Origin of the sequence: Enterobacter sp. EGD-HP1 (assembly GCF_000733275.2) — a bacterium.
GTDB lineage: Bacteria > Pseudomonadota > Gammaproteobacteria > Enterobacterales > Enterobacteriaceae > Enterobacter.
On sequence record NZ_AVOP01000005.1, the window covers coordinates 26,723 to 49,831 of the forward strand.

The following is a 23,109-nucleotide window of genomic DNA, read 5'->3' on the forward strand; positions in this document are numbered from 1 at the left end:
CGAAATCCCTGATATCTATTTGATTAAACAAAAATGAAAAACCCCGGAGCAAGCTCCAGGGTTTGAGGTAAAAACGAACGCATCAACAGCAGTGACTTACTTATCGCCCAACTGTTCTGACATGGTATTACCCGGGTTTGGCGTACGCGGTTCATCAACCGGACGCGGCGCACGCGGGGTGCCATTGTTGTCAGAATTATTGGAAGCGCCTGGGTCTTCCCAGCCTGCTGGCGGACGCACTTCACGGCGCGCCATCAGGTCGTCAATCTGCGGTGCATCGATAGTCTCATATTTCATGAGCGCATCTTTCATCGAATGCAGGATGTCCATATTGTCGTTCAGGATCTGGCGAGCACGCGCATAGTTACGCTCTACCAGAGATTTTACTTCCTGGTCGATGATACGTGCCGTCTCATCGGACATATGCTTCGCTTTCGCCACAGAACGGCCCAGGAATACTTCCCCCTCTTCCTCTGCATACAGCAGCGGACCGAGTTTGTCGGAGAAGCCCCACTGCGTCACCATGTTACGCGCCAGGTTTGTCGCGACTTTGATGTCGTTAGACGCACCGGTAGAAACATGTTCCACACCGTAGATAATCTCTTCTGCCAGGCGACCACCGTACAGGGTAGAAATCTGGCTTTCCAGCTTCTGACGGCTGGCGCTGATCGCGTCGCCTTCAGGCAGGAAGAAGGTCACACCCAGCGCACGACCGCGCGGAATAATCGTCACTTTATGTACCGGATCGTGTTCCGGCACCAGGCGACCGATAATCGCGTGACCCGCTTCGTGATATGCCGTGGACTCTTTCTGCGCTTCCGTCATCACCATGGAGCGACGTTCCGCACCCATCATGATTTTGTCTTTCGCTTTCTCAAACTCCACCATCGATACGACGCGCTTGTTACCGCGAGCGGCAAACAGTGCGGCTTCGTTGACCAGGTTCGCCAGGTCCGCACCGGAGAAGCCCGGGGTACCACGCGCAATAATTGCCGCGTCGATATCCGGCGCCAGCGGTACGCGACGCATGTGAACTTTCAGAATCTGTTCACGACCGCGAACGTCCGGCAGACCCACAACAACCTGACGGTCGAAACGGCCTGGACGTAGCAGCGCAGGGTCCAGTACGTCAGGACGGTTCGTTGCCGCGATAACGATGATACCTTCGTTACCTTCGAAACCGTCCATCTCAACCAGCATCTGGTTCAGCGTCTGTTCACGTTCATCGTGACCACCGCCCAGACCTGCGCCACGCTGGCGGCCTACGGCGTCGATTTCATCGATGAAGATAATGCACGGTGCTGCCTTCTTAGCCTGCTCGAACATGTCACGCACACGAGATGCACCGACACCCACGAACATTTCGACGAAGTCAGAACCTGAAATAGTAAAGAACGGCACCTTCGCTTCACCCGCGATGGCTTTCGCCAGCAGGGTTTTACCGGTACCCGGAGGGCCAACCATCAGCACGCCTTTCGGAATCTTACCGCCCAGCTTCTGGAAACGGCTCGGTTCACGCAGGTATTCAACCAGTTCACCCACTTCTTCTTTCGCTTCGTCACAACCGGCGACGTCAGCAAACGTGGTCTTGATCTGGTCTTCCGTCAGCATACGCGCCTTGCTCTTACCGAACGACATGGCACCTTTGCCACCGCCGCCCTGCATCTGGCGCATAAAGAAGATCCAGACGCCGATAAGAAGCAGCATCGGGAACCAGGAAATGAAGATAGAAGCCAGCAGGCTTGGTTCTTCTGGCGGCTCGCCAACCACCTTGACGTTTTTGGTCAGAAGATTATCAAGCAGCTTAGGATCGTTCACCGGGATGTAAGTCGTGTAACGGTTACTATCTTTCTTGGTAACGTTGATCTCACGTCCGTTGATACGCGCTTCGCGAACCTGGTCCTGATTGACCTCCTGCAGGAAGGTAGAATAATCCACCTTGCGGCCATTCGACTCGCTGGGCCCAAAGCTCTGGAATACTGACATCAGCACGACGGCAATGACCAGCCAGAGAATTAGGTTTTTCGCCATGTCACTCAAGGGATTAACCTCACATTACAACTGTGTTAAAAACAGCGTCAGGATACTCTATATCCAGTTTCATTCAAACTTTCGCCTGAAATCTACCGGTTATCATTTTCGCCCGGTCGCTACAATATACACTTCTCGGGAACGGGCCCGGGAAGAGTCCGGCTTACGAACTTTAACCTTCGCAAACAGGGAGCGAATTTCCTTAAGATACTCCTCGAAACCTTCGCCCTGAAACACCTTCACAACAAAACTACCACCAGGCGCTAGTACATCACGACACATTTCTAACGCTAGCTCCACCAGATACATGGCGCGGGGGATATCCACCGCCGGTGTTCCACACATATTTGGTGCCATATCTGACATGACAACCTGGACCTTACTGTCACCTACACGATCAAGTAACGCTTTCAGCACTAATTCATCACGAAAGTCGCCCTGAAGGAAGTCGACACCGACGATGGGATCCATTGGTAAAAGATCGCATGCGATGATTCGGCCCGTTCCACCGATCTGCGTAACCGCATACTGAGACCATCCGCCAGGTGCCGCACCGAGGTCAACAACCGTCATCCCCGGCTTAAAAAGTTTGTCACTTTGCTGTATTTCATCAAGTTTAAACCAGGCACGGGAACGCAACCCCTTTTTCTGTGCCTGTTGAACATATTTATCGCTAAAGTGTTCCTGAAGCCAGCGGCTGGAACTGGCAGAACGCTTTTTACCTGTCATTTAACTTTTCCGTCCGGGTTCATCGTTGCCTACTTTTGACGTAAATTTCTACGCAGCTATTTGGCGATATAAGGGAGATGGCGGTAGAATGAACCGTTTTCAATCCCAACGTAAGCAAAAATATACGATGAATCTGAGTACTAAACAAAAACAGCACCTTAAAGGTCTGGCACATCCGCTCAAGCCTGTAGTGATGCTTGGCAACAATGGTTTGACCGAAGGGGTGCTCGCCGAGATTGAACAAGCGCTGGAACACCACGAGCTGATCAAGGTGAAAATCGCCTCTGAAGACAGAGACACTAAAAACCTGATCGTGGAAGCCATCGTGCGCGAAACCGGCGCCTGTAATGTACAGGTCATCGGTAAAACGCTGGTGCTCTACCGCCCATCTAAAGAGCGTAAAATCTCGCTGCCACGCTAAGGATATCCTGAATCAAACACATTTTCTGTGTGAAACGAGGGATTTCTGTCAGCAGGCGAGCAAAATGCCATGCTCCTTGAGTTGATAAAAGGCCGCTATGCGGCCTTTTTCTTTTCTTTACAATGTATCAACATCTTAGTAGAGAAGCGAATTACAGGTATTCAACCTTAATAATTTCGTATTCCACTTCACCGCCAGGGGTGCGGATGGTGACAACATCGTCCTGCTCTTTGCCAATCAGGCCGCGAGCAATCGGAGAGTTCACTGAAATCAGGTTCTGTTTGAAGTCTGCTTCATCATCACCCACGATGCGATAGGTCTGCTCTTCGTCATTGTCCAGGTTCAGTACGGTCACCGTAGAACCAAAGATCACACGCCCGTTGTTTGGCATTTTGGTGATATCGATAACCTGTGCATTGGACAGTTTTGCTTCGATATCTTTAATACGCCCTTCACAGAAGCCCTGCTGTTCACGCGCGGCGTGGTATTCAGCATTCTCTTTCAGGTCGCCATGCTCGCGCGCATCCGCGATAGCGGCGATGATTTCAGGACGACGCACGGATTTCAGGAAATCCAGCTCTTCGCGCAGTTTTTCGGCACCACGTAAGGTCATCGGAATAGCTTGCATTTGTTATACCTCTTAAACATTCCTGTTGGGAGCAGTGTTCCCTGCTCCTGCCCCCCTAAGCGGACAAGAAGCAAAAAGAAAACCGACCCGGGAGCAATGCCCCAGGTCAGCAGCAATTTTTCAATTTGATATGCATTTTACCGCGAAGTTCACTATGGGTCATCGTTTACTTTGCAGTGCCATGCACCGTAGTATGACGGTTTGTTTTCGGGTTGTTAGCGCGAGATTATGCGATTTTCCAGATTTATCATCGGATTGACTACCAGTATAACGTTCACGGCTCAGGCCGCGAATGTTGATGAGTACATTAATCAGCTCCCCGCAGGCGCGAACCTTGCCCTGATGGTGCAGAAGGTTGGCGCACAGGCTCCCGAGATTGACTATCATAGTCAACAGATGGCACTGCCTGCCAGTACCCAAAAGGTGATCACTGCCCTCGCCGCCCTGCTCCAGCTCGGGCCGGACTTCCGATTTACGACCACACTCGAGACCAGGGGTAACGTCGATGGTGGTGAACTGAAAGGCGATCTTATCGCCCGTTTTGGCGGCGATCCGACCTTTAAGCGTCAGGATATCCGCAATATGGTTGCGGTGTTGAAAAAATCTGGCGTGCAGAAAATTGATGGCAATGTGCTGATCGACACCTCCATCTTTGCCAGCCACGATAAAGCACCTGGCTGGCCGTGGAACGACATGACCCAGTGCTTTAGCGCCCCGCCCGCCGCCGCGATTGTCGACCGTAACTGCTTCTCGGTTTCGCTTTACAGCGCGCCAAAGCCGGATGATTTAGCGTTTATCCGCATAGCGTCCTACTACCCGGTCACGATGTTTAGCCAGGTCCGCACGCTGGCGAAAGGTTCCCCGGATGCGCAATATTGTGAGCTGGACGTCGTGCCCGGCGATCTGAACCGCTTCACGCTTACCGGCTGCCTGACGCAGCGCGCCGATCCACTGCCGCTGGCCTTTGCGATACAGGATGGAGCAAGCTATGCGGGTGCCATTCTGAAAGATGAACTGAAACAAGCGGGAATCACCTACTCCGGTACGCTGCTTCGCCAGACGCAGGTCAACCAGCCCGGCACGGTCATCGCCAGCAAACAGTCTCCGCCGCTGCACGATCTACTGCGAATCATGTTGAAAAAGTCTGACAACATGATTGCCGACACCGTCTTTCGCATGATTGGCCACGCGCGTTTCGGCGTGCCGGGAACCTGGCGCGCGGGTTCCGACGCCGTTCGTCAGATCCTGCGCCAGCAGGCGGGGATCGAGCTGGGTAATACCATCGCCGTCGATGGCTCCGGATTATCGCGACATAACTTGATCTCCCCAGCCACGATGATGCAGGTGCTTCAGTACATTGCACAGCATGACACTGAGCTAAACTTTATTTCAATGCTGCCGCTGGCCGGGCATGACGGTTCACTGCAGTACCGCGCCGGGCTTCACGCTGCCGGCGTGGATGGCAAAGTATCCGCTAAAACAGGCTCACTGCAGGGGGTTTACAACCTTGCAGGCTTTATCACTACCGCCAGCGGACAACGCATGGCATTCGTGCAGTATCTTTCCGGCTATGCCGTCGAGCCGACCGACCAGCGCAATCGTCGTATTCCGCTTGTTCGCTTCGAAAGCAGGCTTTATAAGGACATCTACCAGAATAACTAGCGATGAAACTACTCATAGTTGAAGACGATCTGTTATTGCAGGAAGGGCTGGCGCTGGGGCTGGCCAATGAAGGGTATGCCCTCGACTGTGCCGGCACCGCCGCGGAAGCGGACTCCCTGATTCAGAGCGGCGAATACAGTCTGGTGATCCTCGATTTGGGCTTACCTGATAAAGACGGTGCCACGCTGCTCAGCCAGTGGCGACGCCGCGGTATCGCCAACCCGGTATTGATCCTGACGGCTCGCGATGCCATTGAGGATCGCATAACCGGCCTCGATGCAGGCGCAGATGATTACCTGGTGAAGCCTTTTGCGCTTGCGGAGCTGCAGGCTCGGGTGCGAGCGTTGATTCGCCGCTATCAGGGACATAGTGATAACTTACTGACCGACGGCGATATTACGCTGAATCTGCAAACCCAGCAGGTACTGCGCCAGGATCAGGCGGTAGAGGTGACGCCAAAAGAGTTCGCCTTGCTTACTCGTCTTATCATGCGCAGCGGGCAAACGGTGCACAGAGAAACGCTCCAGCAGGATATCTACTCCTGGCAGGACGATCCGGGGTCGAATACCCTCGAAGTTCACATTCACAACCTGCGTCGCAAGCTCGGCAAGGACAGAATCAAAACCGTCCGTGGCGTTGGCTATCGCCTGGAGAGCCAGAAATGAACAGCATGCGTCGGCGTTTGATGGTGCTGCTGGCGGTCATTCTGTTATTTTTCCAGCTGATAAGCGTCATCTGGCTGTGGCATGAAAGCCGTGAGCAGATTGGTTTTCTGGTGAATGAAACGCTGTCGGCGAAAGCGCGCAACAACCACGTTGAGAAAGAGATCCGCGAAGCGATTGCCTCGCTGCTGGTCCCATCTCTGGTGATGGTCGGTTTCACGCTACTGTTTTCATTCTGGGCGGTCACCTGGATAACCCGACCACTGAATAAACTCCGTGACAGCCTGGCTAACCGTTCGGCAGATAACTTAACTCCGCTTCCCATGTATTCCGACATGGAAGAAATCGGTGCGGTGACAACCTCCCTGAACCAGCTGCTCGCCCGGCTGGACAATACCATTCAGCAGGAGCGCCTCTTCACCGCTGACGCCGCACACGAGCTTCGAACGCCTCTTGCCGGTATTCGGCTCCATCTGGAGCTTATGGCGCAGTCAGGCGCGCCACAGGCCGCGACGCTCATTACCCGTATCGATCAGCTCATGCATACCGTTGAACAGCTGCTGATGCTGGCCCGTGCCGGACAGGCAATGGCGAGCGGCCACTACGAAACCGTGGGCTGGACGGAAAATATCATTGAACCTCTCGGCCTGGGACATGAAGCCAAAGAGCATAAGGTGATTTGGCCCGCTAAAAGCGCGCTCACGGTACAGGGAGATGCCGTACTCCTGCGCCTGATGCTGCGCAACCTGCTTGAGAATGCCGGGCGTTACAGCCCACCAGGGACAACGATTACAGTGACATTAACCGAGGTCGAGGGTGGAACGCAGATCAGCGTTATCGATCAAGGTCCTGGTATTGATGAAGCGCACCGACTGTCAATTACTGAGCCATTCCGCCGTCTTGACCAGCGCTACGGTGGCAGCGGTCTGGGCCTGAGCATCGTGCAGCGCATCGTCCAGCTTCATCATGGCAGGTTGACGCTTGAGAATGGCGCTGAAGGCGGTTTAATCGCCAGCTGCTGGCTGCCTGCGACGCTGGAATAAAAAAAGCCCCCATAATGGGGGCTTTGGACAGATGTTAGTGCTTGTAGATGAACTCGACGCCTTCTTCGTCGTCTTCATCCCAGTCATCGTCCCAGTCTTCATCGTCTTCTTCCGCTTCCAGCTCTTCAAGCTGCTGGCGGTGGTAGTCATCCCACATGAATTCGACTTTTTCAGGCTGTTTCGCTTCTTCCGCCTGAACGATTGGGTTCTCAATGATAAAGGTCATTACATCCCAGCACAGATCTTTCACGCCAACCTGGCTTGCCGCAGAGATCAGGTAGTATTTATCTTCCCAACCCATCGCTTCAGCAATGGCTTTCGCTTTTGCTTCCGCTTCGGCTTTGTCCATCAGGTCGATCTTGTTGAAGACCAGCCAGCGAGGTTTATTCGCCAGTTTTTCGCTGTATTTTTCCAGTTCACCGATGATGATGCGGGCGTTTTCAACCGGATCGGAACCGTCGATAGGATCGATATCGATAAGGTGCAGCAGCACGCGGCAACGCTCAAGGTGTTTCAGGAAACGAATACCCAGACCCGCGCCTTCCGCAGCGCCTTCAATCAGACCCGGAATATCGGCGACCACAAAGCTCTTCTCGTTATCCATACGGACAACGCCCAGGCTTGGTACCAGCGTGGTAAACGGATAGTCCGCCACTTTTGGTTTCGCCGCAGAAACAGCGCGAATGAACGTCGATTTACCGGCGTTTGGCATACCCAGCATGCCCACGTCTGCCAGAAGCATCAGCTCCAGCTGCAGATCGCGCTTATCGCCCGGCGTACCCATCGTTTTCTGACGCGGCGTACGGTTAACGGAAGATTTGAAACGGCTGTTACCCAGACCGTGCCAGCCGCCTTTCGCCACCATCAGGCGCTGACCGTGTTTGGTCATATCACCCATGGTTTCACCGGTCCCCTGGTCAATTACACGGGTACCGACCGGAACCTTAATGGTAACGTCCTTACCGCGTTTCCCGGTACAGTCACGGCTTTGGCCGTTCTGACCACGTTCAGCGCGGAAAGATTTTTCGAAACGGTAGTCGATCAGCGTGTTGAGGTTCTCATCCGCCTCCAGCCACACGTCACCACCATCCCCACCGTCGCCGCCGTCAGGACCGCCACGTGGGATATACTTTTCACGGCGGAAGCTCACGCAACCATTGCCGCCATCACCAGCCACGACCAGGATCGTCGCTTCATCAACAAACTTCATTTTACTCTCCGTAACTCATTCGCCTGAGCGGGGGACTACTACAACCGCTTCATTTTTGCGCCAACGTCCCCAAAGACGATGACCAATGGCGGAATACATCGCGCCCGCAACCACGACAAACGCACCGAGATAACCCAACAGGTTGAGCATCGGTCTGACGAAGACATCGGGCCAGGCCATTGATAACAAATCTGAAAATAACAGCGTAAACAGCGGAGTAAGCGTAATTAACGCGCTCACCTGTGCTGCCTGCCAGCGCGCCATCGCTTCGGCCAGCGCGCCATAACCGACCAGCGTGTTCAGCCCACAAAAAACGAGGCACGCCAGTTGCCAGTCGCTAAGCTGGGTAATCACGCCCGGCTTTGCTAATGGCAGCAATGCTATTGTACACAAAGTGTACAGCAAAAAGAGGATCTGCTGTGAGGCAAGTCGACGCAATAACACCTTTTGCGCGACGCCATAGCTCACCCAGACCGTTGCTGCCCCCACACCGAAAATGACACCCCATGTGTAATCCGTCAGGCGGGTAAAAATCTCTATCAGACTGGTGTTGAAGAACATCACCAGACCGCACAACAGCATACTCGCCCCGATAATCTGCGTACCGCGCATCTTCTCTTTGAGGATAAAGACGCTGGCGACCATCATGCCCACCGGTGAAAGCTGACCTATCACCTGCGACGCCGTGGGGCTGAGATATTGCAGGGAAGAGCTGAACAGGATGAAGTTACCGAACAGACCGCCCGTCGCGATAGCCAGCAATACCAGCCAGCGCGGTTTACGGAAGAGCCGCAAGGAAGGAAGCTTACCTTTGATAGCCAGAATAGCCCCAAGGCCGATGCTTGCCATCAGAAAGCGATAAAAGACCACCGTAGGCGGCTCCATCACTTCCAGTACCTGCTTCATTGCAATTGGCAACGCACCCCAGCACATTGCGGTGGTGAGCGCCAAGAGAATACCCATGCCGGCCTGCTGCTTCATGCCCGTTTTCCCTACAGAAAATTTTCCGGGTTTCCAATGTAAAAAGCCCCGCAACACGTTGCGGGGCTTTAATCCGTTACCGGACCGAGAAAACCTTACTCAGCAACGATGCTGATGTATTTACGGTTGTTCGGGCCTTTAACTTCAAATTTCACTTTACCGTCTGCTTTAGCAAACAGAGTGTGGTCACGACCGCAACCTACGTTGTTGCCAGCGTGGAATTTGGTACCACGTTGACGAACGATGATGCTACCCGCCAGAACGGATTCGCCACCGAAACGCTTAACGCCCAGGCGTTTAGCTTCTGAATCGCGACCGTTACGTGTGGAGCCGCCAGCCTTTTTATGTGCCATTTAAATCTCTCCTCAGGTCTTAGGCGCTGATGCCAGTAATTTTCACATCAGTGAACCACTGACGGTGGCCCTGCTGCTTACGGTAGTGCTTACGACGACGAAACTTAACGATTTTAACTTTCTCGCCACGACCGTGTGCAACAACTTCAGCTTTGATAACGCCGCCATCAACGAAAGGAACGCCGATTTTGACTTCTTCACCGTTTGCGATCATCAGAACTTCTGCGAACTCAACAGATTCGCCAGTTGCGATGTCCAGCTTTTCCAGGCGAACGGTCTGACCTTCGCTTACTCGGTGTTGTTTACCACCACTTTGGAAAACCGCGTACATATAAACTCCGCTTCCGCGCACGTCCTCGTATGAATCAGAGTGCGCTATAAATATTCACAATAGGGCGCGAATATTACGCAAAACGCGAGCCTTTGACAAGTGCTACCGTCAATACATGAAGAAAAAAAACACAACACGTACGGTAACGTTTATCTGTGCCGTTTTTTCAGTACAATCAGCACTACTATTGATAAACCGAAACCCTTCGTTACCCCATTGAAGATGGGATCAACAGGATAAAAAGCCCGGCTTTTGCGATGAATTTAGAAAAAATCAACGAGTTAACCGCGCAAGATATGGCGGGTGTGAATGCAGCAATCCTGGAGCAACTCAACTCTGACGTTCAGCTGATCAATCAGTTGGGCTATTACATCGTTAGCGGCGGCGGTAAACGCATTCGTCCGATGATCGCCATTCTGGCTGCCAGAGCCGTTGGCTATCAGGGAAATGCTCACATCAGTATCGCAGCGCTCATCGAATTTATTCACACGGCGACGCTTCTGCATGACGATGTGGTGGATGAATCGGATATGCGTCGTGGCAAAGCCACGGCAAACGCCGCGTTCGGGAACGCAGCCAGCGTACTGGTGGGGGATTTTATCTATACCCGCGCCTTCCAGATGATGACCAGCCTGGGCTCCCTGAAAGTGCTGGAAGTGATGTCCGAAGCCGTAAACGTTATTGCTGAAGGCGAAGTGCTACAGCTGATGAACGTCAACGACCCGGACATCACCGAAGAAAACTACATGCGCGTCATCTACAGCAAAACCGCGCGCCTGTTTGAAGCGGCGGCCCAGTGTTCCGGCATTCTGGCTGGCTGTACCGAAGCACAGGAAAAGGGCCTGCAGGACTATGGCCGCTATCTGGGTACGGCATTCCAGCTGATTGATGATTTGCTGGACTACAGTGCGGACGGCGAGACGCTCGGCAAAAATGTGGGTGATGACCTGAACGAAGGTAAACCTACCCTGCCGCTACTTCACGCCATGCGCAACGGAACGGCCGATCAGGCGAAAATGATCCGTGAAGCGATCGAACAGGGAAATGGCCGCCATCTTCTGGAACCTGTGCTGGAAACCATGGCTATCTGCGGATCGCTGGAATGGACGCGTCAGCGTGCGGAAGAAGAAGCCGACAAAGCCATCGAAGCTCTCCAGGTTATTCCCGACAGCCCATGGCGCGAGGCGCTGATTGGTCTTGCCCACATCGCCGTTCAGCGCGACCGTTAATCCCCTTGTGTCTCCCCGCGACCATAGCGGGGAGATTCCAGTACACACCTGTAAATTCCGCGTTCATGTAAATTCATCGGTTTAGAGACCGCATGAATAAAGGCGTGTCTTATTCTGAATATCCCTTCAAGTAACGCGAACTTTTTAGAACAAGAGTTTGAAATGGGTATAGTAACCTCGTCGTTTCAGAGGAAACGGCGTAGGTGAATCCGAACTTAAGGACAGCGTTATGGATACGAAATTTATCGACTGGCACACGGCTGATATTATTGCCGCACTGCGCAAAAGAGGCACTTCGCTGGCAGCGGAGTCCCGCCGCCATGGACTGAGCTCTTCAACACTGGCAAACGCCCTCACCCGCCCCTGGCCCAAGGGAGAATTAATTATCGCGACGGCGCTGGATACGCATCCGTGGGTGATTTGGCCTTCGCGTTACCACGATCCGATTACCCATGAGTTTATCGACAGAACGCGCATGATTCGCCAGAGAAAGGCAAAGAAAGAACCAAAGGAATAACGTTTTTTTGACGGGAACAGCAACCCCCCGGTCATTGCTGGCAGGGGGCTGCCGGAACGATTACTCGCCCTTCACACGCTCGATATTGGCACCCAGCGCGCGCAGTTTATCCTCAATACGCTCATAACCACGATCGATGTGATAAATACGATCCACGATCGTTGTGCCTTCCGCGATACAACCCGCCAGCACCAGGCTTGCAGACGCACGCAGATCGGTTGCCATCACCTGAGCACCTGACAGCTTCTCAACGCCATGGCAAATCACGGTATTACTTTCGATCTCAGCATGCGCACCCATACGGATCAGCTCCGGTACGTGCATAAAGCGGTTCTCGAAAATCGTTTCAGTGATGAAGCCAGTCCCTTCTGCGACCAGGTTCAGCAAGGTGAACTGCGCCTGCATGTCCGTTGGGAACGCCGGATGCGGTGCCGTACGCACATTGACCGCTTTTGGACGCTGACCGTGCATATCAAGACTGATCCAGTCTTCACCGATTTCGATATCCGCACCCGCATCGCGCAGTTTCGCGAGTACCGCATCCAGGGTATCAGGCTGCGCGTTACGACACACAATCTTACCGCCAGAGATCGCCGCAGCGACCAGGAAGGTACCGGTTTCGATACGGTCCGGCAGTACACGATAGACACCACCGCCCAGACGCTCAACGCCTTCGATGGTGATACGGTCAGTACCCTGGCCGGTGATCTTCGCCCCCAGCGCCACGAGGAAGTTGGCGGTATCCACAATTTCCGGTTCGCGCGCGGCGTTTTCGATGATGGTGGTACCTTCTGCCAGCGTCGCCGCAGACATAATGGTGACCGTTGCGCCCACGCTCACTTTGTCCATGACGATGTGCGCGCCTTTCAGACGGCCATTAACAGACGCTTTAACGTAACCTTCTTCCAGCTTGATCTCAGCGCCCAGTTTCTCCAGACCAAAGATGTGCAGGTCAACCGGACGCGCACCGATGGCGCAGCCGCCCGGCAGAGAGACCTGACCCTGACCAAAACGCGCCACCAGCGGGCCAAGCGCCCAGATGGATGCGCGCATGGTTTTCACCAGATCGTATGGGGCTGAAAAGTTATTCACCTTGCTGGCGTCGATCCAGACGGAACCGTTACGCTCGACTTTCGTGCCCAACTGGGTGAGCAACTTCATGGTGGTATCGATATCTTTCAGCTTCGGTACGTTCTGAATTTCTACCGGCTCTTCCGCAAGCAGCGCAGCAAAGAGGATTGGCAGCGCGGCGTTTTTCGCGCCAGAAATTGTGACTTCGCCCTGGAGACGCGTTGGCCCCTGTACACGAAATTTATCCATTGTGTGCTCTCTTATAAATTCAACCGTGCTGCGGGCCTGTCGCCCTCAGCTCAAAAACCGTTTAGTTTGCGATCGCGTGCCCATTCTTGCGGGGTGAACGCTTTAATCGACAGGGCGTGGATGCGGTTATCCGCAATATATTCCATCAGCGGCGCGTACACAGCCTGCTGTTTCTTCACACGGCTCATACCGTCGAACATCTCACCCACAGCAATAACCTGGAAGTGACTGCCATCGCCAGAGACGTGGGCTTCCTGAAGGGAGAGTGCATTCATCAGCACTGTCTGGATTTCATGATTTTCCATGGGTTCTTAATCATCTGATAGTGAAAACAAGCCCAACATCTTAGAGCAAAGTGGCGTTGTCTTAAACAAGCAAAAAGCCCCGACGATGAAACTGTCAGGGCTTTCGGAAGTAACGCACTGAAAATATTAACGAGGCAGTACGTCCTGAGGGAGATTGTAGAGCTGCGCAAGGGTCACGACATTATCGCTCGCGCCGTGAAGCGTGACGCTAGCCCCCTGCTTTTTCCCTACCGCAACCAGATGGGCCAGCAGCGCAACACCCGCCGTATCCACCCGCGTGACGTCGGTTAAGTCGATGAGCGTCACGCCCTGCATCGCTTCATGGCGTTTGTCCCACAGTGGGTTCAGCAGATCCTGATCCAGCTCACCGGACAGCTTTAATGTCTCGCCTTCACGCGACCAGCTGAGTTGCTGTGACATTACTTCTTCTCATCCAGGCTAATTTTCTGGCGAGAGATAGACTGCAGCTGTGCGGTCAGGCCATCGATGCCCTTGGTGCGCAGCAGGTCGCTCCATTCGTTCTGTTTGGTGGTGATCATGCTTACCCCTTCGGCAATCATGTCATACGCCTGCCAGTGACCGGTCTGGCTGTTTTTACGCCACTGGAAATCCAGACGAACCGGCGGACGACCGTTAGGATCGATGATCGTCACACGGATAGGGACGATAGTTGCATCGCCCAGCGGCTGCTCAGGCGCAATCTGATAGGTCTGGCCGTGGTACATCGCCAGCGCCTGGCCATAAGCCTGTTTCAGGTATTCACGGAACGCGGCAAAGTAGGCATCACGCTGCGCAGGGGTCGCGTCTTTGTAATAACGTCCCAGCACCAGCGCACCCGCATATTTAATCTGCACATACGGCAGCAGCTCCTGGTCAACGACGTCACGCAGATAGTCAGGATTAGCACGAATTTTAGGCTGTTCGTTTTTAAGACGGTCGAAGGTCTTCTTCGCCGCTTCGTCCATCAGTTTGTACGGGTTACTCTGATCCGCAGCGTGAGCGGCGGTAAGAGGGGCGATGACCAGCATGGCAACCATTAACAGTCGTTTAAACATGAATGACTTCTCCTGATATTAATTCGCAGCACCTGGCGTCGGTGCGACGTCGGTATGATCTTCGCTCTGCGCTGGGGCAGCGTCGGATTTTTTCTCATCCCCTTTACTGCTGTAAAGGAACTGACCAATCATATCCTCCAGCACCATCGCGGATTTCGTATCCTGAATGACGCTACCGTCTTTAAGGATAGTCGTTCCCAGTTCGGGGTCTTCAAAGCCAACGTTAAGCGCCAGATATTGTTCTCCCAGCAGGCCGGAAGTACGGATAGAAAGGGAACTGGTATCCGGGATATGGTTGTAGCGCTCTTCGATATCCATCGCGACGCGTGGCAGATAAGTTTTCTCATCAAGCGTAATGTCAGATACGCGTCCGATCACCACGCCGCCGATACGGACCGGTGAACGCGCCTTCAGCCCGCCGATGTTATCGAAGGTGGCATAGATGCGATACGTCGGCTCGGTGCGCACAGACGTGATATCCGCCGCTCTCAGGCAGATAAACAGCGCGGCCAGCAGCGCCAGCAGCAGGAATACACCGACCCAAATTTCATTTTTTCTCGTTTGCATGAACTCAATTCCCAAACATCAGTGCGGTGAGCACAAAATCCAGACCCAGTACGGCCAGCGACGAATGTACGACTGTACGTGTAGTTGCACGGCTAATGCCCGCCGACGTCGGGATGGCATCGTAACCATTGAACAATGCAATCCAGGTGACCGTAATGGCAAATACCACGCTTTTAATCAGGCAGTTAACCAGATCCATTCGCAGGTCAATGGCGTCCTGCATCGCGGACCAGAAGAAACCGGCGTCAATGCCTTTCCAGTGCACGCCAACCAGCGAACCGCCCCAGATACCCACGGCGACAAACAGGATCGTCAGCAGCGGTAAAGAGATCACCCCCGCCCAGAAACGCGGTGAGATCACGCGACGCAGCGGATCGACCGCCATCATCTCCATGCTGGAGAGTTGCTCGGTCGCACGCATCAGGCCAATTTCAGCCGTTAATGCCGACCCCGCACGCCCGGCGAACAACAGCGCCGCCACAACCGGCCCCAGTTCACGCAGCAGCGAGAGCGCCACCAGCATCCCGAGACTGGTTTCCGCACTGTAGGTTGTCAGAACAAGATAGCCCTGTAGCCCAAGCACCATACCGATAAACAGACCGGAAACAATGATGATGAGCATCGACAGCACGGCGACATTATAAAGCTGCCGCACCAGCAGCGGTGCATGCTTACGGAATTCCGGCTTGCCGACCAGCGCGTTGAATAACATCAATCCGGCACGCCCGAACGTCCTGATGGTTTTTATGCCACGGTGTCCGAGAGCGGCCAACGCATTTAACAGCATGAGTGGCTTAACTCCCTATTCCCAGTAAATCGTCACGATAGTCGCCCGCCGGGTAGCGGAACGGCACAGGGCCATCGGCAATACCGTCGAGGAACTGCCGCACGCGCGGATCGCAATTTTCCTGCAGCGCCTGGGCGCTACCGTGTGCGACGATCTTTTTGTCCGCCACGATATAGGCGTAATCGGCAATGCTCAATACTTCCGGTACATCGTGCGATACCACAATGCAGGTGACGCCAAGCGCGCTGTTCAGTTCAGAGATGAGCTTCACCAGCACGCCCATCGTGATGGGATCCTGTCCAACAAACGGTTCGTCGAACATGATTAAATCAGGTTCTAATGCAATGGCTCGCGCCAGCGCGGCACGGCGCGCCATCCCCCCGGAGAGCTCTGAAGGCATCAGCTTCGCGGCGCCCCGCAAACCGACGGCTTCGAGCTTCATCATCACCGTGCTTTTCAGCAGTTCCGGCGGCAGGCTGGTATGCTCGCGCAGCGGATAGGCCACGTTATCAAAGACATTCATGTCGGTGAACAAGGCTCCAGACTGAAAGAGCATGCTCATGCGTTTGCGAACAGTATACAGACGCGAGCGTGACATCTCCGGGATGTTTTCGCCATCAAAGAGGATTTCACCGCGATCGGGTGGGATCTGCCCACCAATAAGGCGCAGCAGGGTCGTTTTACCGATCCCGGACGGCCCCATAATGGCAGTGATCTTGCCACGCGGTACGGTCAACGAAATATCATCAAATATCAATCTGTTGGCGCGAGAAAAACTCACACCGCGAACATCGACTAAATTCGCCATCGTTTGGCTCATTTATGGTTCCTTTATTACCCTGCTCACGTTAAGGCATGCCGCCTGAATCAGCCCTCAACTCCGCATTTTTACAGAATAATAGCCGTTGAGGTTAGCGAAAGCTGGCATTTGTTTTACTTTTCCGGCGCATAAAGTCAAAATTAGGAATTCGTTACGCCTCAGACTGTATGCAGTCCAGCCATTCCCGCGCGATGGACCAACGAGTATACCTGAAGAAAGGACTTTTGATGCTTTTAGCAACAGCACTGTTAATAATTGGTTTACTATTGGTGGTCTACAGTGCTGACCGTTTAGTGTTTGCTGCATCTATCCTGTGTCGCCTGACGGGCGTACCGCCTGTCGTCATCGGGATGACCGTTGTCAGTGTTGGAACGTCACTTCCTGAGATCATCGTCTCTGTCTCGGCATCGCTGCATGGTCAGCTAGACCTGGCAGTCGGCACCGCGATTGGCTCTAACATCGTCAATATACTCTTGATATTAGGGCTTGCCGCCCTGCTCCATCCATTTCGCGTGCATTCTGATGTTCTGCGCCGTGAATTGCCGCTAATGTTAATCGTAAGCCTGCTGGCAGGCTGCGTATTTTACGATGGTGTACTGAGCTACAGCGACGGCATATTCTTGCTGGCGCTGGCCGTCATTTGGCTGCTGTATAGTGTTAAAATCGCCCGACTGGCTGAGAAGCAGGGCCAGGATAGCCTGACCCGTGAGCAGGTCGCCGAGCTTCCACGAGAAGGCACGCTGCCTGTTGCTCTGCTCTGGCTTGGCGTTGCGCTGATCATCATGCCGATGGCAACGCGCATGGTCGTGGATAACGCGACGGTGCTGGCGAACTATTTCGCCATCAGTGAACTGACCATTGGTCTGACGGTGATTGCCATCGGTACCAGCCTGCCGGAGCTGGCCACAGCTATTGCAGGGGCGCGTAAAGGTGAGGACGACATTGCCATTGGTAATATCATCGGTTCCAACATTTTTAATATCGCCATTGTGATGGGCCTGCCGGCCCTGATTACGCCAGGCCCCTTTAATCCCCTGGCGTTCTCACGCGACTATGGCGTGATGTTATTGGTCAGCGTGATATTTGCCCTGCTCTGCTGGCGGCGGCAACGACAGATCGGCAAAGGCGCTGGCGCGCTGCTGACGGGTGGATTTATCGTATGGATGGCGATGCTGTACTGGCTCTCGCCTCTTCTCTCTGGGTAAACGGAAACGCATTATGTCGCAAATAGAATTGCAGCCGGGGTTTGACTTTCAGAAAGCAGGCAAAGAGGTTCTGGAGATTGAACGTGAAGGTCTGGCGCAGTTAGATCAGTACATTAATCAGGATTTTAGTCTGGCATGTGAGAAGATGTTCTACTGTGCCGGCAAAGTCGTGGTGATGGGGATGGGCAAGTCCGGCCACATTGGACGCAAAATGGCGGCAACATTTGCCAGCACCGGAACCTCTTCCTTCTTTGTACATCCGGGGGAAGCCGCGCACGGCGACCTGGGTATGGTCACGCCGCAGGATATCGTCATCGCGCTGTCCAACTCCGGTGAGTCCAATGAGATCCTGGCGCTGATCCCGGTACTGAAGCGACTGCAGGTGCCGCTTATTTGCATGACCAGCCGTCCGGAAAGCAGCATGGCGCGCGCGGCTGATATTCACCTGTGCGTGAAAGTGCCCAAGGAGGCCTGTCCGCTCGGCCTGGCACCGACGTCCAGCACAACCGCAGCATTGGTCATGGGCGATGCGCTCGCCGTCGCGCTGCTCGAAGCCCGCGGTTTTACGCCGGAAGATTTCGCGCTTTCCCATCCGGGCGGTGCGCTGGGGCGCAAACTGCTGCTTCGGGTAAACGATATTATGCACACCGGGGATGAGATCCCTCACGTCAGTAAAGAAGCCTCCCTGCGTGATGCGCTACTGGAAATCACCCGCAAGAATCTGGGTATGACGGTCGTGTGCGACGATCTGATGAAAATTCAGGGGATCTTCACCGATGGCGACCTGCGTCGCGTGTTCGACATGGGTGTCGATGTCCGCACGCTCGGCATTGCCGACGTGATGACGCCGGGCGGTATCCGCGTGCGTCCGGGTACGCTGGCAGTGGATGTGCTGAATCTGATGCAGTCCCGTCATATCACCTCCGTTATGGTTGCCGATGGCGACCAGTTGCTGGGTGTGGTACATATGCATGATCTGCTGCGCGCAGGCGTAGTGTAATGAAGGATAAGACAATGAGTAATGCGGGTGCATCCCTTGCAACCTGTTATGGTCCGGTTAGTACCCAGATGATGGCAAAGGCGGAAAACATTCGTCTGCTCATCCTGGATGTGGATGGGGTACTCTCCGATGGCCTGATTTACATGGGCAATAATGGCGAAGAGCTGAAAGCCTTTAACGTTCGCGACGGCTACGGTATCCGCTGTGCGCTCACTTCTGGTATTGAGGTGGCTATCATCACCGGGCGAAAAGCTAAACTGGTAGAAGACCGCTGTGAAACCTTAGGCATTACCCATCTGTATCAGGGTCAGTCCGATAAAATGGCGGCGTTTAAGGATTTACTGGGTAAACTGGCTATCGCACCGGAAAACGTGGCCTATGTCGGGGACGATCTGATTGACTGGCCCGTGATGGCTGAAGTCGGTCTGAGTATCGCTGTTGCCGATGCGCATCCGCTGCTGATCCCGCGCGCTGACTATGTTACCCACATCAACGGGGGCCGTGGTGCCGTACGTGAAGTCTGCGATCTGCTTTTGCTGGCGCAGGGCAAGCTTGATGAGGCCAAAGGGCAATCGATATGAGTAAAACCAGACGTTGGATTATCATTTTGCTGTCGCTTGTCGCACTGGTATTGATTGGCGTGAACCTTGCCGATCGCGACGATACGCAAACGGAAGTGGTCAACAATAACGATCCAACCTATAAAAGCGATCACAGCGACACTGTGGTCTACAGCCCGGAAGGTGCGCTGAACTATCGTTTGATTGCCCAGCATGTTGAATATTTTTCAGATGACGGTATTTCGTGGTTTACCCGACCTGTCATGACCACGTTTGATAAGGACAAGGTGCCGACGTGGTCAATTAAGTCAGATCGGGCAAAACTGACAAATGACCGTATGCTTTATCTGTATGGCCACGTTGAAGTCAACGCCCTGACCGCTGACTCACAACTGCGAAAAATTACGACGGATAATGCCCAGATTAACCTGGTAACCCAGGACGTGACCTCGCAGGATCTGGTCACACTGTATGGCACAACATTTAATTCCAGCGGTTTGAGAATGCGCGGGAACTTACGCAGCAAGAACGCCGAGCTGATTGAAAAGGTTAGAACCTCCTATGAAATTCAAAACAAACAAACTCAGCCTTAAAGTAATTATCGCCAGCGCGATGCTGGCGACCAGTCTCCCCGCGCTTGCTGTAACGGGCGATACCGACCAACCGATCCATATCGAGTCCGATACCCAGTCTCTCGATATGCAGGGTAACGTCGTCACCTTCACGGGTAACGTCGTCATGACTCAGGGCACCATTAAAATCAACGCCGACAAAGTGGTCGTGACCCGTCCGGGTGGCGAGCAGGGCAAAGAGATCATTGATGGTTACGGTAACCCGGCCACCTTCTACCAAATGCAGGACAACGGCAAGCCGGTGAAAGGTCACGCCTCGCATATGCACTACGAGCTGGCGAAGGACCTGGTCATCCTGACCGGAAACGCGTATCTGGAACAGCTGGACAGCAACATTACCGGCGACCGAATCACCTATCTGGTGAAAGAGCAAAAAATGCAGGCCTCCAGCGAGAAAGGCAAACGCGTCACGACCGTACTGGTTCCGTCGCAGCTGCAGGACAAAGGCAAAGGCCAGGCCCCGGCACAGAAGAAGAGTAACTAATTCGTTATGGCAACATTAACTGCAAAAAATCTCGCGAAGGCCTATAAGGGCCGCCGTGTCGTAGAAGATGTCAGTCTGACCGTCAACTCCGGCGAAATTGTAGGGCTGCTTGGCCCTAACGGTGCGGGTAAAACCACCACCTTCTACATGGTCGTTGGCATTGTGCCGCGCGATGCCGGCAACATAATCATTGACGATGAAGACATCAGTCTTCTGCCGCTGCACGCGCGCGCGCGTCGCGGGATCGGCTACCTGCCGCAGGAAGCCTCCATTTTCCGTCGTCTTAGCGTTTACGATAACCTGATGGCGGTCCTGCAAATTCGTAACGACCTGACCAGCGAACAGCGTCAGGATCGTGCCAACGAGCTGATGGAAGAGTTCCATATTGAGCATCTGCGTGACAGCCTCGGTCAGGCCCTCTCCGGGGGGGAACGCCGCCGCGTTGAGATTGCGCGTGCGCTGGCCGCAAACCCGAAATTTATCCTTCTGGATGAACCGTTTGCGGGCGTTGACCCGATCTCGGTTATCGATATTAAACGTATCATTGAACACCTGCGTGACAGCGGGCTTGGCGTACTGATCACCGACCACAACGTCCGTGAAACGCTGGCCGTGTGTGAACGCGCGTATATTGTGAGCCAGGGCAATCTGATCGCCCACGGTACGCCGCAGCAGATCCTCGAAGACGATCATGTTAAGCGCGTCTATCTTGGGGAAGACTTCAGACTCTGATAGGGTAGAGGTAACGTAACGCCGAACCGGAGAAAAATGCTCTGAACATGAAGCAAGGTTTGCAATTAAGGCTCAGCCAACAACTGGCGATGACGCCGCAGCTACAGCAGGCAATTCGTCTGTTGCAACTGTCCACGTTAGAACTTCAGCAGGAGCTCCAGCAGGCGCTGGACAGCAACCCCCTGCTGGAACAAACCGATCTTCATGACGAGGTAGATACCCAGCAATCGCAGGATACAGAAGCGCTCGACACCGCGGATGCACTCGAACAAAAAGAGATGCCCGACGAGCTTCCGCTGGATGCCAGCTGGGATGAAATCTACACCGCCGGAACCCCTTCCGGTACGCGTGCAGACTACCAGGACGATGAGCTACCGGTCTATCAGGGAGAAACCACCCAGTCGCTGCAGGATTACCTGATGTGGCAGGTGGAACTCACCCCCTTCTCCGATACCGACCGCGCGATTGCCACCTCAATTGTCGATGCCGTTGACGACACCGGCTATTTGACCGTCACGCTGGACGAGATTCTGGAAAGCATGGGCGATGAAGAGATTGAGCTTGAGGAGATCGAAGCCGTTCTGAAGCGCATTCAGCGTTTCGATCCGGTAGGCGTGGCTGCAAAAGATCTGCGCGACTGCCTGCTGATCCAGCTTTCCCAGTTCAGCAAAGAGACGCCATGGATCGACGAGGCGCGCTTAATCATCAGCGATCATCTGGATCTGTTGGCTAACCACGATTTCCGCTCCCTGATGCGCGTCACGCGCCTGAAGGAAGAGGTGCTGAAAGAAGCGGTGAATCTGATCCAGTCGCTCGATCCGCGCCCGGGTCAGTCGATCCAGACCAGCGAGCCCGAGTACGTCATCCCGGACGTGCTGGTCAGAAAACACAATGACCGCTGGGTCGTTGAACTGAATTCAGACAGCATTCCTCGCCTGCAAATCAACCAGCAGTACGCCTCCATGTGCACCAGCGCGCGTAACGACTCCGACAATCAATATATTCGTAGCAATCTTCAGGAAGCACGATGGCTGATCAAAAGTCTTGAGAGCCGAAATGATACGCTGCTACGCGTCAGCCGCTGTATTGTCGAACAGCAGCAGGCGTTCTTTGAGCAGGGCGAAGAGTTTATGAAACCGATGGTACTGGCGGATATCGCCCAGGCCGTCGAAATGCATGAATCAACCATTTCCCGTGTCACCACGCAGAAGTATCTGCACAGTCCACGCGGTATTTTTGAGCTTAAGTATTTCTTCTCCAGCCATGTGAATACCGAGGGCGGCGGCGAAGCGTCGTCAACGGCCATTCGTGCTCTGGTGAAGAAGTTGATCGCCGCGGAGAACCCCGCGAAGCCACTAAGCGACAGTAAGTTAACCACCATGCTGTCCGATCAGGGTATTATGGTGGCACGTCGTACTGTTGCGAAGTATCGAGAGTCTTTATCCATTCCGCCGTCCAACCAGCGTAAACAGCTGGTCTGACACAACCGATAAGGAAGACACTATGCAGCTCAACATCACTGGACAAAACGTCGAAATTACCGAGGCTTTACGCGACTTCGTGAACGCGAAGTTTGCAAAACTCGAACAGTATTTCGAAAGGATCAATCAGGTCTATATTGTGTTGAAAGTGGAGAAAGTGACTCATATCTCGGATGCCACCCTGCATGTTAACGGGGGTGAACTGCATGCCAGTGCGGAAGGGCAAGACATGTACGCTGCTATCGACGGCTTGATTGATAAGCTTGCACGACAGCTCAATAAACATAAAGATAAACTGAAACAACACTAATTGTCCGGGCAGTTAACGGGTGCAGGACGGCCTGTTGTGAAACACAACAGGCCA

At 53.9% G+C, this 23,109-nt stretch carries 28 protein-coding genes; 14 read left to right on the plus strand and 14 right to left on the minus strand.

The features are described from left to right. Window positions 1–96 precede the first annotated feature (96 nt). Together ftsH and rlmE are read right to left on the minus strand one after the other, a co-directional pair. Window positions 97–2,031 (minus strand): ATP-dependent zinc metalloprotease FtsH, encoded by a 1,935-nt coding sequence (gene ftsH / locus N037_RS06020; protein WP_010436002.1) that lies wholly within the window; start codon window positions 2,029–2,031, stop codon window positions 97–99. 102 nt (window positions 2,032–2,133) lie between these two features. Next, complete coding sequence (gene rlmE / locus N037_RS06025) at window positions 2,134–2,760, minus strand: 23S rRNA (uridine(2552)-2'-O)-methyltransferase RlmE (RefSeq protein WP_003861812.1); 627 nt, start codon at window positions 2,758–2,760, stop codon at window positions 2,134–2,136. Between the two features lie 127 nt (window positions 2,761–2,887). On the opposite strand from rlmE, the gene yhbY reads away from it, so the two are divergent. After that, window positions 2,888–3,181 (plus strand): ribosome assembly RNA-binding protein YhbY, encoded by a 294-nt coding sequence (gene yhbY, locus N037_RS06030; RefSeq protein WP_003861814.1) that lies wholly within the window; start codon window positions 2,888–2,890, stop codon window positions 3,179–3,181. Window positions 3,182–3,332: 151 nt separating this feature from the next. Here yhbY and greA read toward each other — a convergent pair whose 3' ends face one another. Further along, window positions 3,333–3,809, minus strand: coding sequence for a transcription elongation factor GreA (greA, locus tag N037_RS06035; protein ID WP_014171793.1), 477 nt, complete (start codon window positions 3,807–3,809; stop codon window positions 3,333–3,335). A gap of 228 nt (window positions 3,810–4,037) precedes the next feature. On the opposite strand from greA, the gene dacB reads away from it, so the two are divergent. Genes dacB through pmrB form a run of 3 tightly spaced genes read left to right on the plus strand, consistent with a single transcriptional unit; the run spans window position 4,038 to window position 7,176 of the window. Further along, window positions 4,038–5,471 carry a serine-type D-Ala-D-Ala carboxypeptidase gene (gene dacB / locus N037_RS06040; protein WP_023333594.1) on the plus strand — a complete coding sequence of 478 codons (1,434 nt, stop codon included), beginning with the start codon at window positions 4,038–4,040 and terminating at the stop codon, window positions 5,469–5,471. 2 nt (window positions 5,472–5,473) lie between these two features. After that, window positions 5,474–6,136, plus strand: a complete 663-nt coding sequence (gene pmrA, locus N037_RS06045) for a two-component system response regulator PmrA (protein ID WP_023333595.1) — start codon at window positions 5,474–5,476, stop codon at window positions 6,134–6,136. Then, window positions 6,133–7,176, plus strand: coding sequence for a two-component system sensor histidine kinase PmrB (gene pmrB, locus N037_RS06050; RefSeq protein WP_023333596.1), 1,044 nt, complete (start codon window positions 6,133–6,135; stop codon window positions 7,174–7,176). Before pmrA ends, pmrB begins: the two co-directional genes overlap by 4 nt. Window positions 7,177–7,210: 34 nt before the next feature. On the opposite strand, the gene cgtA is transcribed toward pmrB, so the two are convergent. The 4 genes from cgtA to rplU all read right to left on the minus strand — a co-directional run bounded on the left by cgtA (window position 7,211) and on the right by rplU (window position 10,051). Beyond that, a complete protein-coding gene (gene cgtA, locus N037_RS06055; protein WP_023333597.1) occupies window positions 7,211–8,386 on the minus strand; it encodes an Obg family GTPase CgtA in 1,176 nt (391 codons plus the stop codon). A gap of 15 nt (window positions 8,387–8,401) precedes the next feature. Next, window positions 8,402–9,367 (minus strand): DMT family transporter, encoded by a 966-nt coding sequence (locus N037_RS06060; RefSeq protein WP_023333598.1) that lies wholly within the window; start codon window positions 9,365–9,367, stop codon window positions 8,402–8,404. A gap of 95 nt (window positions 9,368–9,462) precedes the next feature. Then, window positions 9,463–9,720, minus strand: coding sequence for a 50S ribosomal protein L27 (rpmA, locus tag N037_RS06065; protein ID WP_004385076.1), 258 nt, complete (start codon window positions 9,718–9,720; stop codon window positions 9,463–9,465). A gap of 19 nt (window positions 9,721–9,739) precedes the next feature. After that, window positions 9,740–10,051 carry a 50S ribosomal protein L21 gene (rplU, locus tag N037_RS06070; protein ID WP_003025032.1) on the minus strand — a complete coding sequence of 104 codons (312 nt, stop codon included), beginning with the start codon at window positions 10,049–10,051 and terminating at the stop codon, window positions 9,740–9,742. Window positions 10,052–10,308: 257 nt separating this feature from the next. On the opposite strand from rplU, the gene ispB reads away from it, so the two are divergent. Continuing rightward, the gene (gene ispB / locus N037_RS06075; RefSeq protein ID WP_023333599.1) at window positions 10,309–11,280 is read left to right on the plus strand and encodes an octaprenyl diphosphate synthase; all 972 of its coding nucleotides are present in this window, start codon (window positions 10,309–10,311) and stop codon (window positions 11,278–11,280) included. Window positions 11,281–11,509: 229 nt separating this feature from the next. Next, window positions 11,510–11,797: a DNA-binding transcriptional regulator SfsB gene (gene sfsB, locus N037_RS06080; protein ID WP_023333600.1), complete on the plus strand. Its 288-nt coding sequence runs from the start codon at window positions 11,510–11,512 to the stop codon at window positions 11,795–11,797. Window positions 11,798–11,857: 60 nt separating this feature from the next. Here sfsB and murA read toward each other — a convergent pair whose 3' ends face one another. The 7 genes from murA to mlaF all read right to left on the minus strand — a co-directional run bounded on the left by murA (window position 11,858) and on the right by mlaF (window position 16,651). Further along, on the minus strand, window positions 11,858–13,117 hold the full coding sequence (murA, locus tag N037_RS06085) for a UDP-N-acetylglucosamine 1-carboxyvinyltransferase (RefSeq protein WP_024906358.1): 1,260 nt from the start codon (window positions 13,115–13,117) through the stop codon (window positions 11,858–11,860). Between the two features lie 50 nt (window positions 13,118–13,167). Then, window positions 13,168–13,422 carry a BolA family iron metabolism protein IbaG gene (ibaG, locus tag N037_RS06090; RefSeq protein ID WP_023333602.1) on the minus strand — a complete coding sequence of 85 codons (255 nt, stop codon included), beginning with the start codon at window positions 13,420–13,422 and terminating at the stop codon, window positions 13,168–13,170. Between the two features lie 126 nt (window positions 13,423–13,548). Further along, window positions 13,549–13,842: a lipid asymmetry maintenance protein MlaB gene (gene mlaB, locus N037_RS06095; protein WP_032639716.1), complete on the minus strand. Its 294-nt coding sequence runs from the start codon at window positions 13,840–13,842 to the stop codon at window positions 13,549–13,551. Then, window positions 13,842–14,477, minus strand: a complete 636-nt coding sequence (gene mlaC / locus N037_RS06100) for a phospholipid-binding protein MlaC (RefSeq protein ID WP_023333604.1) — start codon at window positions 14,475–14,477, stop codon at window positions 13,842–13,844. The genes mlaB and mlaC overlap by 1 nt, the downstream gene beginning before the upstream one ends. Before the next feature lie 18 nt (window positions 14,478–14,495). Beyond that, window positions 14,496–15,044 carry an outer membrane lipid asymmetry maintenance protein MlaD gene (gene mlaD / locus N037_RS06105; protein ID WP_023309352.1) on the minus strand — a complete coding sequence of 183 codons (549 nt, stop codon included), beginning with the start codon at window positions 15,042–15,044 and terminating at the stop codon, window positions 14,496–14,498. A gap of 4 nt (window positions 15,045–15,048) precedes the next feature. Further along, window positions 15,049–15,831, minus strand: coding sequence for a lipid asymmetry maintenance ABC transporter permease subunit MlaE (gene mlaE / locus N037_RS06110; protein ID WP_023333605.1), 783 nt, complete (start codon window positions 15,829–15,831; stop codon window positions 15,049–15,051). A 7-nt stretch (window positions 15,832–15,838) separates the two neighbouring features. Then, window positions 15,839–16,651 carry a phospholipid ABC transporter ATP-binding protein MlaF gene (gene mlaF, locus N037_RS06115; protein WP_023309353.1) on the minus strand — a complete coding sequence of 271 codons (813 nt, stop codon included), beginning with the start codon at window positions 16,649–16,651 and terminating at the stop codon, window positions 15,839–15,841. Window positions 16,652–16,878: 227 nt separating this feature from the next. Here mlaF and N037_RS06120 point away from each other — a divergent pair, with 227 nt between their 5' ends. Genes N037_RS06120 through hpf form a run of 8 tightly spaced genes read left to right on the plus strand, consistent with a single transcriptional unit; the run spans window position 16,879 to window position 23,055 of the window. Further along, window positions 16,879–17,856, plus strand: a complete 978-nt coding sequence (locus tag N037_RS06120) for a calcium/sodium antiporter (protein WP_023309354.1) — start codon at window positions 16,879–16,881, stop codon at window positions 17,854–17,856. Window positions 17,857–17,869: 13 nt separating this feature from the next. Continuing rightward, window positions 17,870–18,856 (plus strand): arabinose-5-phosphate isomerase KdsD, encoded by a 987-nt coding sequence (gene kdsD, locus N037_RS06125; protein WP_023333606.1) that lies wholly within the window; start codon window positions 17,870–17,872, stop codon window positions 18,854–18,856. 14 nt (window positions 18,857–18,870) lie between these two features. Next, window positions 18,871–19,437, plus strand: coding sequence for a 3-deoxy-manno-octulosonate-8-phosphatase KdsC (gene kdsC, locus N037_RS06130; RefSeq protein ID WP_023309356.1), 567 nt, complete (start codon window positions 18,871–18,873; stop codon window positions 19,435–19,437). After that, entirely contained in the window at window positions 19,434–20,009 is a 576-nt protein-coding gene (gene lptC, locus N037_RS06135) for an LPS export ABC transporter periplasmic protein LptC (RefSeq protein ID WP_023333607.1), read from the plus strand. The genes kdsC and lptC overlap by 4 nt, the downstream gene beginning before the upstream one ends. Continuing rightward, window positions 19,978–20,532: a lipopolysaccharide ABC transporter substrate-binding protein LptA gene (gene lptA / locus N037_RS06140; protein ID WP_023333608.1), complete on the plus strand. Its 555-nt coding sequence runs from the start codon at window positions 19,978–19,980 to the stop codon at window positions 20,530–20,532. Before lptC ends, lptA begins: the two co-directional genes overlap by 32 nt. 6 nt (window positions 20,533–20,538) lie before the next feature. Further along, window positions 20,539–21,264, plus strand: coding sequence for an LPS export ABC transporter ATP-binding protein (gene lptB / locus N037_RS06145; RefSeq protein ID WP_023309359.1), 726 nt, complete (start codon window positions 20,539–20,541; stop codon window positions 21,262–21,264). Between the two features lie 47 nt (window positions 21,265–21,311). Next, the gene (gene rpoN, locus N037_RS06150; protein ID WP_032639718.1) at window positions 21,312–22,745 is read left to right on the plus strand and encodes an RNA polymerase factor sigma-54; all 1,434 of its coding nucleotides are present in this window, start codon (window positions 21,312–21,314) and stop codon (window positions 22,743–22,745) included. Between the two features lie 22 nt (window positions 22,746–22,767). Next, window positions 22,768–23,055, plus strand: a complete 288-nt coding sequence (hpf, locus tag N037_RS06155; protein WP_008501444.1) for a ribosome hibernation promoting factor — start codon at window positions 22,768–22,770, stop codon at window positions 23,053–23,055. The last annotated feature ends 54 nt before the right edge of the window (window positions 23,056–23,109 follow it).

Coding starts and splice junctions, on each gene's coding strand:
- ftsH (WP_010436002.1), bottom strand. CDS start 2,031: ATGGCGAAAAACCTAATTCTCTGGCTGGTCATTGCCGTCGTGCTGATG.
- rlmE (WP_003861812.1), bottom strand. CDS start 2,760: ATGACAGGTAAAAAGCGTTCTGCCAGTTCCAGCCGCTGGCTTCAGGAA.
- yhbY (WP_003861814.1), top strand. CDS start 2,888: ATGAATCTGAGTACTAAACAAAAACAGCACCTTAAAGGTCTGGCACAT.
- greA (WP_014171793.1), bottom strand. CDS start 3,809: ATGCAAGCTATTCCGATGACCTTACGTGGTGCCGAAAAACTGCGCGAA.
- dacB (WP_023333594.1), top strand. CDS start 4,038: ATGCGATTTTCCAGATTTATCATCGGATTGACTACCAGTATAACGTTC.
- pmrA (WP_023333595.1), top strand. CDS start 5,474: ATGAAACTACTCATAGTTGAAGACGATCTGTTATTGCAGGAAGGGCTG.
- pmrB (WP_023333596.1), top strand. CDS start 6,133: ATGAACAGCATGCGTCGGCGTTTGATGGTGCTGCTGGCGGTCATTCTG.
- cgtA (WP_023333597.1), bottom strand. CDS start 8,386: ATGAAGTTTGTTGATGAAGCGACGATCCTGGTCGTGGCTGGTGATGGC.
- N037_RS06060 (WP_023333598.1), bottom strand. CDS start 9,367: ATGAAGCAGCAGGCCGGCATGGGTATTCTCTTGGCGCTCACCACCGCA.
- rpmA (WP_004385076.1), bottom strand. CDS start 9,720: ATGGCACATAAAAAGGCTGGCGGCTCCACACGTAACGGTCGCGATTCA.
- rplU (WP_003025032.1), bottom strand. CDS start 10,051: ATGTACGCGGTTTTCCAAAGTGGTGGTAAACAACACCGAGTAAGCGAA.
- ispB (WP_023333599.1), top strand. CDS start 10,309: ATGAATTTAGAAAAAATCAACGAGTTAACCGCGCAAGATATGGCGGGT.
- sfsB (WP_023333600.1), top strand. CDS start 11,510: ATGGATACGAAATTTATCGACTGGCACACGGCTGATATTATTGCCGCA.
- murA (WP_024906358.1), bottom strand. CDS start 13,117: ATGGATAAATTTCGTGTACAGGGGCCAACGCGTCTCCAGGGCGAAGTC.
- ibaG (WP_023333602.1), bottom strand. CDS start 13,422: ATGGAAAATCATGAAATCCAGACAGTGCTGATGAATGCACTCTCCCTT.
- mlaB (WP_032639716.1), bottom strand. CDS start 13,842: ATGTCACAGCAACTCAGCTGGTCGCGTGAAGGCGAGACATTAAAGCTG.
- mlaC (WP_023333604.1), bottom strand. CDS start 14,477: ATGTTTAAACGACTGTTAATGGTTGCCATGCTGGTCATCGCCCCTCTT.
- mlaD (WP_023309352.1), bottom strand. CDS start 15,044: ATGCAAACGAGAAAAAATGAAATTTGGGTCGGTGTATTCCTGCTGCTG.
- mlaE (WP_023333605.1), bottom strand. CDS start 15,831: ATGCTGTTAAATGCGTTGGCCGCTCTCGGACACCGTGGCATAAAAACC.
- mlaF (WP_023309353.1), bottom strand. CDS start 16,651: ATGAGCCAAACGATGGCGAATTTAGTCGATGTTCGCGGTGTGAGTTTT.
- N037_RS06120 (WP_023309354.1), top strand. CDS start 16,879: ATGCTTTTAGCAACAGCACTGTTAATAATTGGTTTACTATTGGTGGTC.
- kdsD (WP_023333606.1), top strand. CDS start 17,870: ATGTCGCAAATAGAATTGCAGCCGGGGTTTGACTTTCAGAAAGCAGGC.
- kdsC (WP_023309356.1), top strand. CDS start 18,871: ATGAGTAATGCGGGTGCATCCCTTGCAACCTGTTATGGTCCGGTTAGT.
- lptC (WP_023333607.1), top strand. CDS start 19,434: ATGAGTAAAACCAGACGTTGGATTATCATTTTGCTGTCGCTTGTCGCA.
- lptA (WP_023333608.1), top strand. CDS start 19,978: ATGAAATTCAAAACAAACAAACTCAGCCTTAAAGTAATTATCGCCAGC.
- lptB (WP_023309359.1), top strand. CDS start 20,539: ATGGCAACATTAACTGCAAAAAATCTCGCGAAGGCCTATAAGGGCCGC.
- rpoN (WP_032639718.1), top strand. CDS start 21,312: ATGAAGCAAGGTTTGCAATTAAGGCTCAGCCAACAACTGGCGATGACG.
- hpf (WP_008501444.1), top strand. CDS start 22,768: ATGCAGCTCAACATCACTGGACAAAACGTCGAAATTACCGAGGCTTTA.